Source organism: Streptomyces sp. CA-249302, assembly GCF_050936785.1.
In the GTDB taxonomy this organism is placed as follows: Bacteria; Actinomycetota; Actinomycetes; order Streptomycetales; family Streptomycetaceae; genus Streptomyces.
In genome coordinates, this window is the sequence record NZ_JBNJMG010000001.1 from 1,127,861 (window position 1) to 1,144,749 (window position 16,889).

Consider the following 16,889-nt stretch of genomic DNA (forward strand, 5'->3'; position numbering starts at 1 on the left):
CGGTAGCAGTCGATCAAGCGAGGTCTAGACCAGGAGAGAGGAATTCATCGGACGGACCGCGCCGAAACGGCCAGGCGGCTTCAGGCCCCCACCAGCGGCGAGCCCGACGGCGTCCGCAGGGGTGTCGCCAGTTCCGCGAGGGCCCGTTCGAGGCCGTGCAGATGGGCCAGTGCCGGTGCCGTCGTGAGCGGCTCGGGTGCCACGGCGGTGAGCTGGTCGCGTCCGTCGCCGGTCAGGGCCTCGACCGCGGCCTCCACCCGCCAGCACGCGGCGGCGAGGCGGGCGTCGTGGGAGGCCTCCGGGTCGGCGGCGACGGCGACCAGGCCGCGGATCTCGCGGGCGCAGTCGTCGAGCAGGGCCAGCACCCGGCGGGCGCGCCGCTTGCGGCCGAGCATGGGGTTGAGCGGGTGGACGAGGGGTGCGACGGAGAGGCGTACGCGGCCCAGTAGCTGCTCCAGGTCGGCCACCCTCGCCGCCGGGTCGGCGTCCGTGGAACCGGCCAGACGGGCCGCCGCCTCCGCGGTGCACGCGTGCACACAGCGCAGGGCTCGTTGGATCCAGGCGTCGGTGGTGGTGTGCGTGGTGACCGGCAGGACGAAGAGCACGGCGAGGGCCGCGCCCACCGCGCCGACGCCGGTCTCGGCGAGGCGCAGGGCGAGCAGGCCGGGGGTGAGCACGCCCAGCAGCCCGTAGAGGAGCTCGGCGAGCAGGGTCACGCACAGCATCATCCAGGTGTACGAGACGGCCGCCGTGTAGAAGATCCCGAAGACGCACGCGGCGAGCAGTACGGCCGTGGGGAGGCCCGCCCCGTGTACCGGGACGGCGACGAGCAGGCCGAGGCCGATGCCGATCACGGTGCCGAGGACCCGGCGGAAGCCGCGGACCAGGGTCTCGCCGCGCGAGGCCGTGTTGACGAAGATCCACCAGGTGGCGCCGACGGCCCAGTACCAGCGGTGGCCCGAGACCAACTGGCCGACGACCAGGGCGAATCCCGCGCCGGCGGTCGCCTGGACGGCCTGGCGTGTGGTCACCCGGGCCAGACCGCTGCCGACGGGCGGGGCGGGCACCGGAGCCGGCGGGAGGTGGGCCTCGTAGCACCACGCTCCGAAGCGGACGGCCGCCGCGGTGAGCAGGGACAGGACCACGGCGGCGTACAGCTCGGGCAGCTGTCCGGCCGTGGCGTGCAGGAACTGGGCGACGAAGAAGGTCATGAACGCGAACACGCCGAGGCTGTGCCCGCGCGGCCCCCAGCGGCGGGCGTACACGCCCACGCCGATGATCGCGAGGAAGGTCAGGTCACGGGCGACCGGGTGGTCGTGCAGCGCGGCCGCGGCGGCCAGCACGGGGAGGCCGACGGCGGGCAGCAGGGCGGTGGTGACGGCCTGTCCGCGGACCGTGGCGTCCGTGACGGTGAACAGGGCGAGCAGCGCGGCCAGCCCGCCGGTGACGGCGCCGACCAGGGACAGCCCGGCGAGGCCGCAGACGGCTACCGCGAGCCCGATGCCCAGGACGGCCCGCGCGGCGAAGCGCAGCCGTGTCCGCCCCGGGTCCGGAGCCACGAACACCCTCTTCAGCACTGCTACCCGCCCCTCTGACAACGACATCTGGACACCGGCACGAAAAAGGCGCCGCGGGGTCCGCAGCGCCATCGACCCGCACATTGCAGCATCAGGTGAGAACCTGGCTCAAGTGGCACCCGATACGCTGGACCATTGGCACAGACATTTCGGTCCCCTGTCGTCCATGAGCGGGCCAACGGACCAAGCACGACCCTGTACGAGGAGGCCGCGCACCATGGCCGTCGACGAGCTCGACACCCGGATCCTGCGACTGCTCCTCGAGCAGCCCCGCACCAGCGTTCGTGAGTACGCCCGCGTCCTCGGCGTCGCCCGCGGCACCCTTCAGGCCCGACTGGACCGCCTGGAGCGGGACGGCGTGATCACCGGCACGGCTCCGACGCTCTCCCCCGCCGCGCTCGGCCACCCGGTGCTCGCCTTCGTGCACATCGAGGTCACCCAGGGCCATCTGGACGACGTGGGGGACGCGCTGGCCGCCGTACCGGAGATCGTCGAAGCGTTCTCGATCACGGGCGGCGGGGATCTGCTGACCCGGGTGGTGGCGCGGGACAACGCTCACCTGGAGGACGTGATCCAGAAGCTGATCAGCCTCCCCGGAGTCGTCCGCACCCGCACCGAGGTGGCCCTGCGCGAGCGGGTGCCGCAGCGGCTGCTGCCGCTCGTCGAGTCGATCGGCCGCGCGGCCCGGAAATGACCTTTGCCATGCTGGGGACATGAACAGGCTCGGCGGCATCTCGGTCGTCTTCGATCTCGACGGAACACTCGTGGACAGCGAGCCGAACTACTACGAAGCGGGCCGGCAGACCCTCGCCGAGCACGGCGTCCCCGGCTTCACCTGGGCGCAGCACGAGCGGTACGTGGGCGTGAGCACGCAGGAGACGGCGGCCCTGTGGAAGCGGGAGTACGGCCTTGCCGCGTCCGTCGACGAGCTCCTCGCCGACACCAACCGCCGGTACCTGGCACTGGCCCGCGCGGCCACGCGCGCGTACCCGGAGATGCGGAAGTTCGTGGAGCTGCTCGCGACGGAGGGCGTGCCGCTGGCCGTGGCCTCGGGTTCGTCGCCGGAGGCCATCGAGGCGATCCTGGCGGGCACCGGCCTGGACGCGTATCTGCGCACGGTCGTCTCCGCCGACGAGGTCCCCCGCGGCAAGCCCGCCCCGGACGTCTTCCTGGAGGCGGCCCGCCGACTGGGTTCCACCCCCGCCGACTGCGTGGTCCTGGAGGACGCGGCGCCCGGCGCCGCCGCCGCGCACGCCGCCGGGATGCGCTGCATCGCGATCCCGTACGTCGCCGCCCAGGCCGACGCCGAAGAGTTCGCGACGGCGGATCTGCTACTGCGGGGCGGGCAGGCGGAGTTCACGGCGCGGGGCGCCTACGAGTGGCTGGTGCGGTCGGCGGCGGGTTCCTGAGCCTGCCGCGGGAGCGGCCGGTTCAACCACGTCCGGTAGCGGCGCAGGGCGCGGACGTTGGCCAGCTGGTCGGAGAGGAGCGCGTACGCGGGGTGGGTGCCCAGGGCCGGTTCGTCTCCGCGTGCCAGGCGGCGCAGTTGGCGGCGGACCACGGCCAGGCCCGCCGCCGAGGCGAGGAGTTTGTCGGACCAGGTCACCATCTTCAACTGGCCGTCCGCCTCCCGGCCTTGGCGCCAGCGGTCGGGGAGGTCGGGCGTGGCGGCGAGCGCGGTGCCGAGGCCGACCAGGGCGACGCCGTCGGCGAGGACCTGTTCGGCCGTCTCCCGGCGGGTGATGCCTCCGGTCAGCATCAGCGGGACCGCGCTGGTCGCCACGAGTTCCGTGGCCAGGTCCAGGAAGTACGCCTCGCGCGCCTCGGTGCGCTCGTCGGCCCAGCGCTCGGCCATCACCGGGCTCTCGAAGCTGCCGCCCGACAGCTCCACCAGGTCGACGCCGAGCGGTTCGAGCATGGCGATCACCCGGCGTGCCTCGTCGGCGTCGAAGCCGCCGCGCTGGAAGTCGGCGGAGTTCAGCTTCACGGCCACGGCGAACGACGGCGACACCACGGCACGTACCGCCCGGACGACGTCCAGCAGCAGCCGGGCCCGGTTCTCCAGTGGCCCGCCCCACTGGTCCGTACGCCGGTTGGCCAGCGGTGAGAGGAACTGGGAGAGCAGATATCCGTGGGCCGCGTGCACCTCCACGCCGTCGAACCCGGCCTCCTCCGCCCGCGCCGCCGTCACGGCGAATCGTTCCACCGTCACGCCGATCTGCTCCGCAGTCATCGCGACCGGCTGCCCGAACCGCTTGCTGTGCCTGCCCGCGTCGACGCCCACCGCCGAGGGTCCCCATACGACGCCGGGCATCTCGGCCTGCATCTGGCGGCCGGGGTGATTGAGCTGCATCCACAGCGCCGCTCCCCCGGCCTTGCCCGCCTCGGCCCACCGCGTGAACGGCTCCAGCGGTGACGTCTCGTCGAGGACGACGCCGCCCGGACCGGTCAGCGCCTCGGCGTGCACCATCACGTTGCCGGTGATCAGCAGACCGGCGCCCCCGCCGCCCCAGCGCCGGTACAGCAACGGCAGCCGTTCGTCGGGCAGTTGGCCGTGTCCGGCCATGCCCTCCTCCATGGCCGCCTTGGCGATCCGGTTGTCCAGGACCAGTCCGGAGCGCAACTCCAGTGGCGAGAACAGGTCGTTGGGCATGACTGGGCGCCCTCCTGCCGAGCAGTCGAATGTGAGCGCCGCTCACATTAGGCAGGTGATGCGAGCGGCCTCAACATCCTTGTGCGGGCAGGAGGTTGGCGGTGCCCCGTCCCCCGCCCGGGGCACCGCCGGTCGATGGACGCCCTTCCGTCAGCTCGGCCGGATGTTCTGGTTGAGGCGGAACACGTTCTCCGGGTCGAGGTCCGCCTTGATACGGGCCAGCCGGTCGTAGTTGCGGCTGTAGCTGGCCCGGACGCGCTCCTGGCCCTCGTCCATCATCATGTTCACGTAGGCACCGCCCGCCGAGTACGGGTGCAGGGCCTCGGAGTAGTCGACCGCCCAGCGCTTGATCAGCTCGGCGTTGGCGGGGTCGGGGTCGACGCCGGCGTAGACCGTCGACCAGGTGGCACCCCGGTAGCCCCAGGGGGTGTCGTCGGGGCCGACGTCGTGGGCGGCGCCGTCGATCGGGTAGAGGTGCATCGTCGACTGGACGGTGGGCACCTCCGCGCCGAACTTGGCGTGCAGCTGGACGGCCTCGTCGGAGATCTCGTCGACGAAGTCGGCGCGCCAGTACCACTGGTGGCCGGGCGGGTAGAGCCCGTCGAACATGGCCTGGAGGTCCGGGTGCGGCATCGGCCCGGCGGCGTGCAGCATCGGCTCCGGCAGTACGTCGAGCAGCGGAGCCATCTCGCGGGCGGCGGCCGCGCTGTCGTCGCCGGTGTAGCACCACACCACGCCGGCCGTCTTGCGCAGTTGGATCTCCTCGGGGAACGGCGGGGCCGGCGGGACGGTGCCGTACAGGAAGAAGGCGTTGAGTTCGCGGGGTGCGTTCGGGAGGAAGTCCCGGTAGGCGGTGAGGACGTCGGCGCTGACCTCGACGGGCCAGAAGGTCGGCCCGGCGACCACCGTGTCGATCTGGTGCAGCCGGAACAGGAACGACGTGACGACGCCGAAGTTGCCGCCGCCTCCGCGGATCGCCCAGAACAGGTCGGTGTTCTCGTCGGCGGCGGCGCGCACCTGCCGTCCGTCGGCGAGGACCACGTCGGCTTCCAGGGTGTTGTCGATGGTCAGCCCGCACTTGCGGGTGAGGTGGCCGAGCCCGCCGCCGGTGGCGATGCCGCCGACGCCGGTGGTGGAGACGATGCCGCTGGGCGTGGCCAGGCCGTAGGTGTTGGTGGCGCGGTCCACCTCGCCCCAGACGCAGCCGCCGCCGACCCGGACCGTGCGGGCCTCGGGGTCGACGCGGATTGCCTTGAGGGGCCAGAGGTCGGCGACGACTCCCCCGTCGACGGTGCCCATGCCGGCCCCGTGGTGGCCGCCTCCGCGGACCGCGAGGGGCAGGTCGTGGGCGCGCGCGAAGCCGATCACGCGGGCGACGGCGTCCGCGTCGGCGCAGCGCGCGACGAGGGCGGGGCGGCGGTCGATCATCGCGTTGTAGACGGCACGGGCCTGCTCGTACCCCGAGTCCTCCGGAGAGATCAACTCCCCGTTGAAGTCGGTCAGTTCCCGTCGTGCCGCCTGGGCGATAGTGCTGGACATGCGGTATCCCCCGTTTGTTCGGAGTTCGAGCCGATCCGCACGTTCTACTCGTGTTGCGCGAGTGCGGGCATCCGTGGCCGTCACCTAGCTCGGGGCGTCGGGTACCTACGTTTCACGGCCGGGCAGGAGCCCGAGCTCCGCGGCGCGTACGGCGGCGTGCCGCCGGGTTGGGGCGTCGAGTTTGTCGAGGACGGCGCGGACGTGGTTGTCGACGGTACGCACGGACACCACGAGCCGGGCGGCGATCTCGGCGTTGGTCAGCCCCTCGGCGAGCAGCCGCATGACCTGGAGCTGGCGTTCGGTCAGCCCGGCCGGGTTGCCGCGGGTCGCGGCGAGCGGGCCGCGCGGGATGCGCCGCACGCCGAGCCTGCGCAGTTCGGTGCGGACGAGACGGGCGAGGGGTTCGGCGCCGAGGGCGTCGAGTTCGGCCAGGGCGGTGAGCTTGTCGGCGGGGTGCGGGCTCTCGGCGACGGCGGCGGCGTGCTCGTAAGGACAGCCGGCGTCCTGCCAGATCGCGGCGGCCTCCCGCCAGCGTCCGCGGGCCTGGAGGGCGTACGGATGGCCGGAGTCCTCGATGGGGACGGGCTGTCCGGCCTTGGCGAGCCAGTAGCCGAGTTCTGCGCGGTAGGGGATGCCGGCGAGGTGGCGGGCCTCGGCATGGACGGGGGTGACGGCTTCTATGACGGCCGCGCGGTCGCCGCGCAGCCAGGCCGCCTCCGCGAGCGCGGCGGCGACCGGGCCGGTGCGCTGGAGTTCCCTGGTGCGTACGGCGATCTCCTGGGCCTCGGCGAGGAGTTCGCCGGCGCCGGGGCGGCCGCAGCGGGTGCGGACACGGGCGAGGACGGTCAGGGCGGGGCAGCGGGCGGGCAGGAAGTCGTGGATGCCGAACTCGGCGTGCCGCTCGGCGTCCTCCCAGTCGGCGGCGGCGAGCCGGCGTATCGCCAGTTCGACGTGGAGGTAGGTGAGGAAGCCGAGGTGTTCGGCGCGGTCGGCGAGGTCCATCGCCGGGGGCAGATAGCGGTCGGCCTCGGCGTACTGGAGGTTGTCGAGCAGGGTCCAGATGAGGTTGGCGTAGGCACGGCAGGCGTGTTCGACCTCGCCGGCGGCGAGGGCCACGTCGAGGCTCTCCTCCAGCTGCTTGCGGCCGCCGGGGTCGCCGCCCCGCCAGCGGGCGTTGCCCTGGTTGTTGAGGGCGTGCGAGAGGATCGCCGCGTCCTCGGTCCTGCGGGCCAGGGCGATGGCGCGTTCGGCGGCTTCGACGGCCTCGGGGTAGCGGTCGGACAGCATGCGCAGCTGGGCGATGTTGCTGACGGCGAGGGCCAACAGCCGGTCGTCGCCCGCGTGTTCCAAGACGGCGACGGCCTCGCGGGCGGCGTCCTGGGCCTCGTCGGCGTCGCCGGCCCACCAGTGGATGCGGGACAGCCAGCGGAGGTCGGCGCCGAGCGCGCGGATGTCGCCGAGTGACCGGCGCAGCGCGACCGCCTCCCGCTGGGCGGCGACGGCGGCGGCCGAGTCGGCGATCGTGTAGCTCTCCACGGCGTAGCGTTCGAGCAGGTCGGCGAGGTCGGACGGACCGTAGCGGCCGCGTTGCCGCAGCACGAGCCGGAGTTGGGCGGCAGCCTCGCGGTGGGCGCCGGCGGAGGCGGCGTCCCGGGCGGCGTCGGGGCCGTAACGGGCGATGGCGTCCTGGTCGCCGGCCTGAGCGGCGTGGTGGACGATGCGGGCGGCGTCGGAGCCGGGGCGGGCCACCAGCGCCGCCAGGACGTTGCGGTCGAGGTCGATGCGCCGGGCGGCGGGCACCGAGTCGGCGACGGCCCGCCGGATCAGCTCGTGCCGGAACGCCACCCGCTCCGGCGTCACCGCCAGCAGCCCCCGCTGCTCGGCCTCGACTAGCGGGGCCACACAGCCGTTGAGCAGGACGTCGACCAGCGGGCGCTCGACGGCCGAGGGGACGACGGCGAGCTGTTCCAGCGCGTCCACGGTGACGGGTTCGAGCCCGCGCAGCCGCGCGAGTACGGCGTCCACGACCGTCGGGGGCACTCCCCCGGTGCCGCCCGCGGCCAGCACCTCGGCGACGAAGAAGGGGTTGCCGGACGTCACCTCGTACACCTGGGCCGGGTCGAGCCGGCCGGTCGAGCTCAGGGTCCGTACGGCGTCCAGGGACAGCCGGGCCAGGGGCAGCCGGTGCACACGGGGCGCGCGGGACACCTGTCCGAGGAGGTGGCGCAGGGGGTGACCGCTGCTCAACTCGTCGTCGCGGTAGGTGAGGACGAGGAGCGCGGGCAGCCGCTCCATCCGGCGCACGAGGAAGCGCAGGGCGTCCAGGGAGGCCTCGTCGGCCCAGTGGACGTCCTCGACGACGAGTACCGCGGGATGCGGAGTCACGGCCAGCTCGCCGTGCAGTGCCTCGTAGACGCGGTGGCGGTCACCGCCCTCGGTCACCGCGCGGGCCAGCTCGGCGCCGACGCTGCCGACCAGGTCGCGGAACGGGCCCAGAGGCCGCCGGGTGGCGAGGTCGTCGCACTGGCCGACCAGCACCCGGGCCTGCTCGGGCAGCCGGTCCGGCATGGCTCTCACCAGGCTCGACTTGCCGATTCCCGCCTCACCGAAGACGAGCACCACCGAACCGGCACCGGCCGCCGCCTCGCGTGCGGCCGTGGCCAGTCGCGCCAGTTCGCGCTCACGTTCGAGGATCCCCCGGTCCACGCGGCCGATTCTGCCACCGGGAGCGGCGCGGATGGCTGACGCGGGCCAACGGCCTTCCGGCGACGAACGGCCGGAACTGGGCACTCCGGACCCGTTGACGCTCTCCCGCCTCCTCTTTATCGTCTGGTCGACCATTCGAATGACGTTCGCAATACCGAACATCGACCAGCGACAGAGGAGCACACATGGCACCGCCCCTCTCCAGGCGAACCCTCCTGCGCGCCGCGGCCGTTGCCGCCGCCGTACCCGCGGTCTCGTACGCGGCGACCGGCAGGTCGGCCTCGGCAGCGGCAGCCGCGGCACCGGCCGCCTGGAGCGTGCTCCCGTTCGCGCTCGACCAAGTGGCGCTCGGACCGGGCGTCTTCGCCGACAAGCGGCAGCTCATGCTCGACCACGCCCGCGGCTACGACGTCAACCGGCTGCTCCAGGTCTTCCGCGCCAACGCCGGGCTCCCGACCGGTGACGCGGTCGCGCCCGGCGGCTGGGAGGGGCTGGACGGCGAGGCCAACGGCAATCTGCGCGGGCACTACACCGGGCACTTCCTGACCATGCTGTCGCAGGCGTACGCCGGCACCGGGGAGCAGGTCTTCGCCGAGAAGATCGACACCATGGTCGGGGCGCTGAGCGAGGTGCGTGCGGCGCTGCGCAAGGATCCCGAAGTCCTCGCCGTGGAAGGGCGGTTCGGGACCGCCGTCCTCAACGAGCGCGGGTCCTACCAGTACGTCGACCTGCCCGCCGGTGTTCTTGGTGGCAGCCCCACGATCACCCTCTCCGCCTGGGTCAGACCCACCCACGAGGACACCTGGGCGCGCGTCTTCGACTTCGGCGACAACACCACGCGCTACATGTATCTGGCCGCCCGCAACGGCAGCGGGGTACCGCGCTTCGCGATCACGACGAGCGGTGCCGGCGGGGAGCAGGGGATCAACGGCACCGCCGCGCTGCCGACCGGCCGGTGGAGCCACCTCGCGGTGACGATCGCGGACGGCACGGGGACGCTGTACGTCAACGGCACGGCCGTGGCACGCAATACGGCGATGACCCTCACCCCGGCCGCGCTCGGCACCCCCGCGAACAACTGGCTCGGCCGCTCCAACTACGCCGGCGATCCCGTCTTCGCCGGTGCCTACGACGGGTTCGACGTCTACTCCCGCGCGCTCTCCGCCGCCGAGATCACGGAGTTGCAGAGTGGCCGTGCCGCCGACACCTCCGCCGGGCGGGGCGACCTGGCGTCGTACGCCTTCGACGAGACCTCGGGATCGGCCCTCGCGGACGCCTCCGGCCGTGGGCTGGACGCCGTCCTGCGCCGGACCTGGGGCGGGCCCGGTCACCCCGGGTTCCTGGCGGCGTATCCGGAGACCCAGTTCATCCTGTTGGAGTCGATGACCGGGAGCGACTACACGAAGGTGTGGGCGCCGTACTACACCGCGCACAAGATCCTCCGGGGGCTGCTGGACGCGTACTCCGCCACCGATGACGACCGGGCGCTCGACCTCGCGTCGGGCATGGGCGACTGGATGTACGCGCGGCTGTCCGTGCTCCCCGCCGCCACCCTCCAGCGCATGTGGGGGATCTTCTCCAGCGGCGAGTTCGGCGGCATCGTCGAGGCGATCTGCGATCTGCACGCGCTCACCGGAAAGGCCGAACACCTGGCGCTGGCCCGGCTGTTCGACCTCGACAAGCTGATCGACGCCTGCGCGGCGGGCACCGACACACTCGACGGGATCCACGCCAACCAGCACATCCCGATCTTCACCGGGCTCGTGCGGCTGTACGACGCGACGGGCGAGGAGCGTTACCTGACCGCCGCGAGGAACTTCTGGGGCATGGTCGTACCGCATCGCATGTACGGCATCGGCGGGACCAGTACGAGCGAGTTCTGGAAGGCGCGGGACGTGATCGCGGGGACGATCGGTTCGACGACCGCGGAGACCTGCTGCGCGTACAACATGCTGAAGCTGAGCCGGACGCTGTTCCTGCACGAGCAGGATCCGAAGTACGCCGACTACTACGAACGGGCCCTCTACAACCAGGTGTTGGGCTCCAAGCAGGACAAGGCGGACGCGGAGAAGCCGCTCGTCACCTACTTCATCGGACTGACGCCGGGGCATGTGCGCGACTACACGCCCAAGCAGGGCACCACCTGCTGCGAGGGCACGGGGATGGAGAGCGCCACGAAGTACCAGGACTCGGTGTACTTCAGGGCGGCCGACGGCGGCGCGCTGTACGTCAACCTCTACAGCCCGTCCCGGCTGGCCTGGGCCGAGAAGGGCGTCACGGTCACGCAGACCACCGAGTATCCGCGGGAGCAGCGCAGCACGCTGACGATCGGTGGCGGCAGCGCGACCTTCGAGCTACGGCTACGGGTGCCGGCGTGGGCGACCGCGGGCTTCCGGGTGACGGTCAACGGGCGGGCGGTGAAGGGTGGTTCGACGGGCGGCGGCTACTTCTCCGTCTCCCGGAAGTGGCGGGCCGGCGACACCGTGCGGATCACCATGCCCTTCCTACTGTGGGTCGAGAAGGCCCTGGACGACCCGTCCCTCCAGACCCTCTTCCACGGCCCGGTCAACCTGGTCGCCCGTAACGCGTCCACGGAGTACCTGACGTTCGGTCTCTACGGCAACGCAGCCCTGTCCGGCGACCTGCTGCCGTCCCTCACCGCGGTCCCCGGCAAACCCCTCCACTACACGCTCAACGGCACCGAGTTGGCCCCCTTCTCAGAGGGTACGGAGGACCCGACCCACGCGTACTTCCGGCGCTCGGAGCCCCGGATCGTCTTCGGCAACACCGATTCGGGCGTGGCCAACCCGGCGAAGGCCGACGGGACGACGCTGCTGGACGAGGTGTGGGCGGCGGCGCCCTTCCGCACGAAGGGCGCGCTCGTCGAGCGGGTTCGGTCGACTGTCGGGTCATGGGTGACGGCGGGGCTGCTCGGCGCGGCCGACGGAGAGACGGTGGTGGCCACGGCCCGGCAGGCGACCTACGTGTCCTGAGGGGACCCTCACCGGTAGTCGGGGTTGGGGGCGTCGGAGCGGCAGCCGGCGTCCCACTCCGAGCGCTGGTTGCCGTGGGCGGGGATGCCCTTGGCGCGCTTGAGCATGGCCGCCAGGTGCATCAGGTTCCAGGTCATGAAGGTGGTGTTGCGGTTGGTGAAGTCGTTCTCCGGGCCGCCCGAACCGGGGTCGAGGTAGGAGGGGCCAGGGCCGGCCGGGCCGATCCAGCCGGCGTCTGCCTGCGGCGGGATGGTGTAGCCGAGGTGCTGGAGGCTGTAGAGGAGGTTCATGGCGCAGTGCTTCACGCCGTCCTCGTTGCCGGTGATCAGACAGCCGCCGACCCGCCCGTAATAGGCGTACTGGCCCTGGGAGTTGAGCAGACCGGAGCCGCTGTAGAGCCGCTCGACGACCTTCTTGGTGACCGAGCTGTTGTCGCCCAGCCAGATCGGCCCGGCCAGCACCAGGATGTCCGCGGCCATCACCTGCTCGTACAGCGCGGGCCACTCGTCCGTCGCGAAGCCGTGCTCGGTCATGTCCGGGTAGACGCCGGGGGCGATGTCGTGGTCGACGGCCCGGACCTCGGACGTGGTGACCCCGCGGGACATCATGATCTCCGCGCTCTTGTCGATCAGACCCTGGGTGTGGCTGACCTGGGGCGACGGCTTGAGCGTGCAGTTGATGAACAGGGCGGTGAGGTCGTCGAAGCGGTAGGCGTCGTCGGTGGTGGGCGTCGTGGTCATGAGCGGCACTCCTCCGTGCGGGACCGCCGGGCGGCTCCCCGGCCCGGTCCGAGCCGAGGCTCGCCAGCAGCGTCTCTCCCGGGCGGCGTTTTGTCCCGCCTCGACCCACCGACGTAAGGAAGCCGTCACCGGTCCGGCCGCGCGCCTGCGGGTGGATCGCGGGATCCTGGAGGCGGTATCGGCTCGGACAAGGCGGCCTCACGATGACGATCGACGTGACCGCGGAGCGTGTGCTCCCGCTGCCGCCCGAGCGAGTGGCGGCGTACGCGATGGGCCGGCGCATCGACTACGTGCCGCGGGTGGACGCGTACGACCTCCCGCACCCGGAAGGCACGCTCGCCCGCATCCGGGTCGAGGGCGGCTCCTCCGTCCGCAAGGATCTGCGCGATCTGGAACGCAGGCTCACGGAACGTACGGATTGAGATCCCATGGCATACGACGAAGGGCTCGCGGAGCGGATCCGGGAGCGGCTGGGTGCTGATCCGGGCGTTGCCGAGAAGCGGATGTTCGGTGGGATCGCCTTTCTGCTGCACGGCAACATGGCCGTGGGCGTGACCGGTGACGATCTGATGGTGCGGGTCGGTCCGGATGCGACGGACGCGGCGCTCGCCCGGCCCGGGGCGCGGTTGTTCGACATGACGGGGCGGCCGATGCGGGGCTGGGTCGTCGTCGACGGCTCCGCCGTGGCGGAGGACGAGGCGCTCGGTGGGTGGATCGACGAGGGGTACGCCTTCGCGGCCGGGCTGCCGCCCAAGTGACGTGGCCGCATCCGGTCAGGAGCGGCGGCGCGGCTTCCCTCGCTTGGCGCCCTTGGGTGCGTTCGCGCCGCCCCTGGCACCGCCGCGCCCCGTCGCCTTCGCCGGGGGCTGCCTGCGCCGGGCCGCGCCCTTGTCCGTGCCCTTCTCCTTCGGCTCGGCCTGCTGCGGCTTACGGCCCCGGGAGCTGTTGACCGAGCGGCCGCGGACGATGCCGATGAAGTCCTCGACCATGTCCGTGGTCGCCTCTTCGGGCCAGGACAGGGCGACGCCGGACTGGGGGGCGTCCACGACCGGGCGGTAGGTGAGGTCCCTACGGTGGTGGAGGCGGGCCAGGGACTGGGGGACGACGACGAGGCCCACGCCGGCCGCCACGAGCTCGATCGCGTCCTCCGTGGTCGCCGGCCGCTCGAAGGCCGGCTCGCCGGGCGGGGCGTCCCAGTCGAAGACGTCGTCGAGGGGGTGGAAGAGCACCTCGTCGGCCAGGTCGGCGACGGTCACCTCCGCCGCCGCGGTGATCACATGGTCCTTGGGGACCACGACCACCGAAGTCTCGGTGTAGAGGGGGATCGCGCTGAAGAACGTGCGGTCGACGGGGAGCCGCACCAGACCCGCGTCGGCGTCACCGCCGCGCAGCACATCGGCCGCCTCCGCCGCCGCCACGGCGAGGAGGGTCAGCGGGATGTCCGGCAGGCGCTCGTTCCAGATCCGCACCCACTTGGCGGGAGTCGTCCCCGGAACGTACGCAAGCCGGAACGTCGGGGATGCTTCCGAGCCTGTCATCCCGCCAGGTTACCGTCCGTGGTCGGCGGCCCCCCACGCGCTCGATATCCTGGACCCCATGAAGTCGCACCAGACCGCCCAGACGATGAAGCCCGCGACCGCGGCCAAGAAGCTGGGTGTGTACCTCGAGGCCACCCCCGCCGAGTTCCGTGAGGGTGCCGTCTCGCGCGCCCGTCTCGACGAGCTGCAGGCGAACCCGCCCGAGTGGCTGCGCGAGCTGCGGGCCAAGGGTCCGCACCCGCGTCCGGTCGTCGCGGCGAAGCTGGGCGTCTCCATCGCCGGTCTCGCACGTGGCGGCGTCACCGAGCCGCTCAGCACCGAGCAGATCGAGGCCCTGAAGCAGGAGCAGCCCGAGTGGCTGCAGAAGGAGCGCGCCACCCAGGCCGAGGTCCGCAAGGAGGGCGCGCGGATCAAGAAGCGCAACGCCGAGCGCGCGGCCAAGGGCGACGGTTCCTGAGGCGTCCTCTCTTGTGCTTCTCTTGGCTTCTCTTGGCTTCTCTTGGCTTTACGTGACGCGGCCGATCGTCGTTCGTGACCACCGTCGGTCGCCGTATGGCCCCGTTGTGTGCACGGCACACGGTTCTGACACCACGTCACGACGAATGTCACAAAAGCGTATCGGACATTTCACACCTCAACCTTCACACGGGGCGCACAAGTTGGCTAAGTTGACGCCCAGGCCGTTCGACTTCCTCCGACGAACCCCGTCGGGGCGCGCGGCCTCCGCCGAGTCCGGTGCGCCTCGTGGCAGCCGGAGCCGGGGACCCAACCGAACGATGGGGTGAATCGGCCCAACTGCCCTTCGGGGCAAGGGCCGTAGGGCATGCCTTCCGGATCGACCGCCCGAACCCGACAGCTAACTCGGTAGGCGGAGTACGGAAGGAGTACGGCTCCCATGGCGCCGGATCGAAGTCCGCGCGCGGGAGGCTTCGGCCTGCCCGGCATGCGCAATTCCGCCCTCGCGACCGCGGCACTCACCTCAGTGGCCGTGCTCTCGCAGACCGCCGACGCCGCACCGGTGACGGCCGACGACGAGCGGCCGAGCCGCGAGGACGTCAGCCAGCGGGTGAGCAGCCTCTACGACCGGGCCGAGAGCGACACCGGGCAGTTCAACCTCACGCGCACGCAGTCCGGATCGCGGGGGCGTGGCGCCCCGGCGGGCGGAGGCGGGACCGGGGGACGGTCCTCGGATCCCGACCTGGACAACATCACCCGGCAGTGGTTCGGCGCGGCGCGTGCCTCGCTGGGGCCGACGATTCCTGCGGTGCTGCCGGCCGACCGCAGGCCGGACGCGGGTCCCCGGCCCGCGCGCCCGGCCCAGCGGCCGGCGGAGCGGCCCGGCCGTGAACTGGAGGCGGCGGGGCGTGCGTCCGCGCTGGAGCTGCCTGCCGGGGGTACGCGACGCCCCGTGGCCGAACTGACCGCAGGTCCGGTGGCCGAGCTGACGGCAGGTCCCACGCCTGCGGTAACCGCAGGTCCGGTGGCCGAGTTGACCGCGGGTCCCATGCCTGGGGCAACCGCGAGCCCCACCGCCGCGCTCCCCGCCGTACCGCAGCAGCGCCGTGCGGCTTCCCCGTCCCTGTCCGCGCCGGCCGCAGAGCCGAGGCAGTCGTCGCTACGGCAGTCCAAGCAGCGCAGCCAGCGCAAGGTGGCGGCGGCCAGCGACCTGCTGTACCGCTTCACGGCGCGTCAGACCGCGGCCCCGATGGCAGCCATCGCCCCCCAGCCGACCCAGACCGGCCGACAGCCGGCGGCCCTGGAGGCCCAGCCGACCCAGGTCGACTGGATGCCCGCCGTCGCCGAGGCCCAGCCTGCGCAGGCGGCGTGGCAGACGTCGGCCGCCGGCGCTCAGTCGGCGCAGACCGGCTGGCAGAACCCGGCCGGCGGAGCTCAGTCCGCGCAGGCCTCCTGGCAGACGTCGGCCGCCGAAGCCCAGCCCGCACAGATCGGCTGGCAGTCTGCCGCCGCTCTGGAGGCCCAGTCGGGGCAGGCTTCCTGGCAGAACCCGGCCGCGGAGGCCATGCCGGCCCAGACCGGCTGGCAGCCCGCCGCCGCCCTCGAGGCTCAGCCCGCCCAGGCCCCTTGGGAGACTCCGGCCGCGGGGACTCGGCAGGCGCAGACCGGCTGGCAGACCACGGGCGCGCAGCCCCAGCCGACGCAGGCGCAGTCGGCGCAGGCCGGTTGGCAGACCGCCGCCGCGGAAGCCCAGTCGGCACAGAGCCGTTGGCAGCCCGCTGCCGAGGCCCAGTCGTCCCAGACCGGCTGGCCGGCCTCCGCCCTCCAAGCCCAACCGGTCCAGCTCGGTTGGCAGGGCTCTGCCGAGGAAGCCCGCCGGGCCGCGGAAGAGGCCTGGCGGATGCAGCAGCCCAGCGTGCTCGACACCGGCGTACCCATACCGGTGGTCGAGGACTGGCGGATGCGGGAGCCGAGCGTGCTCGACACGGGGGTTCCCGTGGTCGAGACGCCCGTCGGCACCAAGGCCGACCGGGCCATCGCGTTCGCGCGGGCGCAGATCGGGCGGCCGTGTCTGTGGGGTGCGGTCGGGCCCGAGTCGTACGACAACGCCGGACTCACCCAGGCCGCCTGGAAGGCCGCCGGGGTCAGCCTGCCGCGCTCCACGGCCGAGCAGGCGAGCACCGGCACGGTGATCCCCCTTGCGGAGAGCCGCCCCGGGGACCTGATCTTCTTCCACGACAACTTCAGCCACGTCGGCCTCTACACCGGCAACGGCCTGATGATCCACGCACCGGGCCCGGGCTCGGTCATCCGCGAGGAGTCGATCCACAACGCCGGAGAGGCAGCCATCCGCATCAGCGTCCGCCCCGTGTGAGCATCGTTTCCGCTGAGCATCGTTTTCCGCTGAGCCTCGACTTCACGTGAGCTTCGAGTTCATGTGAGCCTCGGCTCCACAACCCGACCGGCGTGAGCCCCAGCCACGCCGGTCTCTCATTTCCCCCAGTCGGTACGGAAGCGGCCGCTGCGCGCCCCGTGCGGTGGGCACGGGAGACACCGCCTGCGCCGTGCAGGACCCTTTCCGGGGCGTGAACGCCAGGCACGGAAGGTCCGGCCCGTTTCGAAGGCCCGCACAGCCAGATCGACAAGATCACCGCCTTTCTCCTCGACAACCGCCAGGACCAGGCCTG

At 72.4% G+C, this 16,889-nt stretch carries 13 protein-coding genes and 1 riboswitch; of the genes, 7 read left to right on the forward strand and 6 right to left on the reverse strand.

Annotated elements, in window-relative coordinates; genetic code table 11:
- Positions 1–80: 80 nt before the first annotated feature.
- Entirely contained in the window at positions 81–1,577 is a 1,497-nt protein-coding gene (locus tag ACQEWB_RS05080) for an FUSC family protein (RefSeq protein ID WP_432827467.1), read from the reverse strand.
- Between the two features lie 217 nt (positions 1,578–1,794).
- Between ACQEWB_RS05080 and ACQEWB_RS05085 the strand changes: the two genes are divergently transcribed.
- Both ACQEWB_RS05085 and ACQEWB_RS05090 read left to right on the forward strand, forming a co-directional pair.
- A complete protein-coding gene (locus ACQEWB_RS05085; protein ID WP_432827469.1) occupies positions 1,795–2,271 on the forward strand; it encodes an Lrp/AsnC family transcriptional regulator in 477 nt (158 codons plus the stop codon).
- Positions 2,272–2,290: 19 nt separating this feature from the next.
- The gene (locus tag ACQEWB_RS05090) at positions 2,291–2,986 is read left to right on the forward strand and encodes an HAD family hydrolase (protein WP_432827471.1); all 696 of its coding nucleotides are present in this window, start codon (positions 2,291–2,293) and stop codon (positions 2,984–2,986) included.
- On the opposite strand, the gene ACQEWB_RS05095 is transcribed toward ACQEWB_RS05090, so the two are convergent.
- From ACQEWB_RS05095 to ACQEWB_RS05105, 3 genes are all read right to left on the reverse strand, one after another.
- Positions 2,950–4,230, reverse strand: a complete 1,281-nt coding sequence (locus ACQEWB_RS05095) for an NADH:flavin oxidoreductase/NADH oxidase family protein (protein ID WP_432827473.1) — start codon at positions 4,228–4,230, stop codon at positions 2,950–2,952. The genes ACQEWB_RS05090 and ACQEWB_RS05095 overlap by 37 nt on opposite strands.
- 150 nt (positions 4,231–4,380) lie before the next feature.
- The gene (locus ACQEWB_RS05100; RefSeq protein ID WP_432827475.1) at positions 4,381–5,769 is read right to left on the reverse strand and encodes an FAD-binding oxidoreductase; all 1,389 of its coding nucleotides are present in this window, start codon (positions 5,767–5,769) and stop codon (positions 4,381–4,383) included.
- Positions 5,770–5,874: 105 nt separating this feature from the next.
- Positions 5,875–8,475, reverse strand: a complete 2,601-nt coding sequence (locus ACQEWB_RS05105) for an ATP-binding protein (RefSeq protein ID WP_432827477.1) — start codon at positions 8,473–8,475, stop codon at positions 5,875–5,877.
- Positions 8,476–8,660: 185 nt separating this feature from the next.
- On the opposite strand from ACQEWB_RS05105, the gene ACQEWB_RS05110 reads away from it, so the two are divergent.
- On the forward strand, positions 8,661–11,468 hold the full coding sequence (locus tag ACQEWB_RS05110) for a beta-L-arabinofuranosidase domain-containing protein (RefSeq protein WP_432827479.1): 2,808 nt from the start codon (positions 8,661–8,663) through the stop codon (positions 11,466–11,468).
- A gap of 8 nt (positions 11,469–11,476) precedes the next feature.
- On the opposite strand, the gene ACQEWB_RS05115 is transcribed toward ACQEWB_RS05110, so the two are convergent.
- Positions 11,477–12,208 carry a flavodoxin family protein gene (locus ACQEWB_RS05115; RefSeq protein ID WP_432827481.1) on the reverse strand — a complete coding sequence of 244 codons (732 nt, stop codon included), beginning with the start codon at positions 12,206–12,208 and terminating at the stop codon, positions 11,477–11,479.
- A gap of 203 nt (positions 12,209–12,411) precedes the next feature.
- Here ACQEWB_RS05115 and ACQEWB_RS05120 point away from each other — a divergent pair, with 203 nt between their 5' ends.
- Complete coding sequence (locus ACQEWB_RS05120; RefSeq protein WP_432827483.1) at positions 12,412–12,630, forward strand: hypothetical protein; 219 nt, start codon at positions 12,412–12,414, stop codon at positions 12,628–12,630.
- Between the two features lie 6 nt (positions 12,631–12,636).
- The gene (locus ACQEWB_RS05125) at positions 12,637–12,966 is read left to right on the forward strand and encodes a TfoX/Sxy family protein (RefSeq protein WP_432827485.1); all 330 of its coding nucleotides are present in this window, start codon (positions 12,637–12,639) and stop codon (positions 12,964–12,966) included.
- A 15-nt stretch (positions 12,967–12,981) separates the two neighbouring features.
- Here the strand turns inward: ACQEWB_RS05125 and ACQEWB_RS05130 are convergent, their stop codons facing one another.
- Positions 12,982–13,746, reverse strand: a complete 765-nt coding sequence (locus tag ACQEWB_RS05130) for a LysR substrate-binding domain-containing protein (protein ID WP_432827487.1) — start codon at positions 13,744–13,746, stop codon at positions 12,982–12,984.
- Between the two features lie 58 nt (positions 13,747–13,804).
- On the opposite strand from ACQEWB_RS05130, the gene ACQEWB_RS05135 reads away from it, so the two are divergent.
- Positions 13,805–14,203 (forward strand): DUF5997 family protein, encoded by a 399-nt coding sequence (locus ACQEWB_RS05135; RefSeq protein WP_432827489.1) that lies wholly within the window; start codon positions 13,805–13,807, stop codon positions 14,201–14,203.
- A 257-nt stretch (positions 14,204–14,460) separates the two neighbouring features.
- Positions 14,461–14,633: riboswitch (cyclic di-AMP (ydaO/yuaA leader) on the forward strand.
- A gap of 8 nt (positions 14,634–14,641) precedes the next feature.
- Entirely contained in the window at positions 14,642–16,576 is a 1,935-nt protein-coding gene (locus tag ACQEWB_RS05140) for an NlpC/P60 family protein (RefSeq protein WP_432827491.1), read from the forward strand.
- Positions 16,577–16,889 lie beyond the last annotated feature (313 nt).

Excerpts from the sequence above, each read along its gene's own strand:
- ACQEWB_RS05085 (WP_432827469.1), top strand. The coding sequence starts at position 1,795 with ATGGCCGTCGACGAGCTCGACACCCGGATCCTGCGACTGCTCCTCGAG.
- ACQEWB_RS05095 (WP_432827473.1), bottom strand. The coding sequence starts at position 4,230 with ATGCCCAACGACCTGTTCTCGCCACTGGAGTTGCGCTCCGGACTGGTC.
- ACQEWB_RS05135 (WP_432827489.1), top strand. The coding sequence starts at position 13,805 with ATGAAGTCGCACCAGACCGCCCAGACGATGAAGCCCGCGACCGCGGCC.
- ACQEWB_RS05120 (WP_432827483.1), top strand. The coding sequence starts at position 12,412 with ATGACGATCGACGTGACCGCGGAGCGTGTGCTCCCGCTGCCGCCCGAG.
- ACQEWB_RS05110 (WP_432827479.1), top strand. The coding sequence starts at position 8,661 with ATGGCACCGCCCCTCTCCAGGCGAACCCTCCTGCGCGCCGCGGCCGTT.
- ACQEWB_RS05130 (WP_432827487.1), bottom strand. The coding sequence starts at position 13,746 with ATGACAGGCTCGGAAGCATCCCCGACGTTCCGGCTTGCGTACGTTCCG.
- ACQEWB_RS05125 (WP_432827485.1), top strand. The coding sequence starts at position 12,637 with ATGGCATACGACGAAGGGCTCGCGGAGCGGATCCGGGAGCGGCTGGGT.
- ACQEWB_RS05115 (WP_432827481.1), bottom strand. The coding sequence starts at position 12,208 with ATGACCACGACGCCCACCACCGACGACGCCTACCGCTTCGACGACCTC.
- ACQEWB_RS05090 (WP_432827471.1), top strand. The coding sequence starts at position 2,291 with ATGAACAGGCTCGGCGGCATCTCGGTCGTCTTCGATCTCGACGGAACA.
- ACQEWB_RS05140 (WP_432827491.1), top strand. The coding sequence starts at position 14,642 with ATGGCGCCGGATCGAAGTCCGCGCGCGGGAGGCTTCGGCCTGCCCGGC.
- ACQEWB_RS05100 (WP_432827475.1), bottom strand. The coding sequence starts at position 5,769 with ATGTCCAGCACTATCGCCCAGGCGGCACGACGGGAACTGACCGACTTC.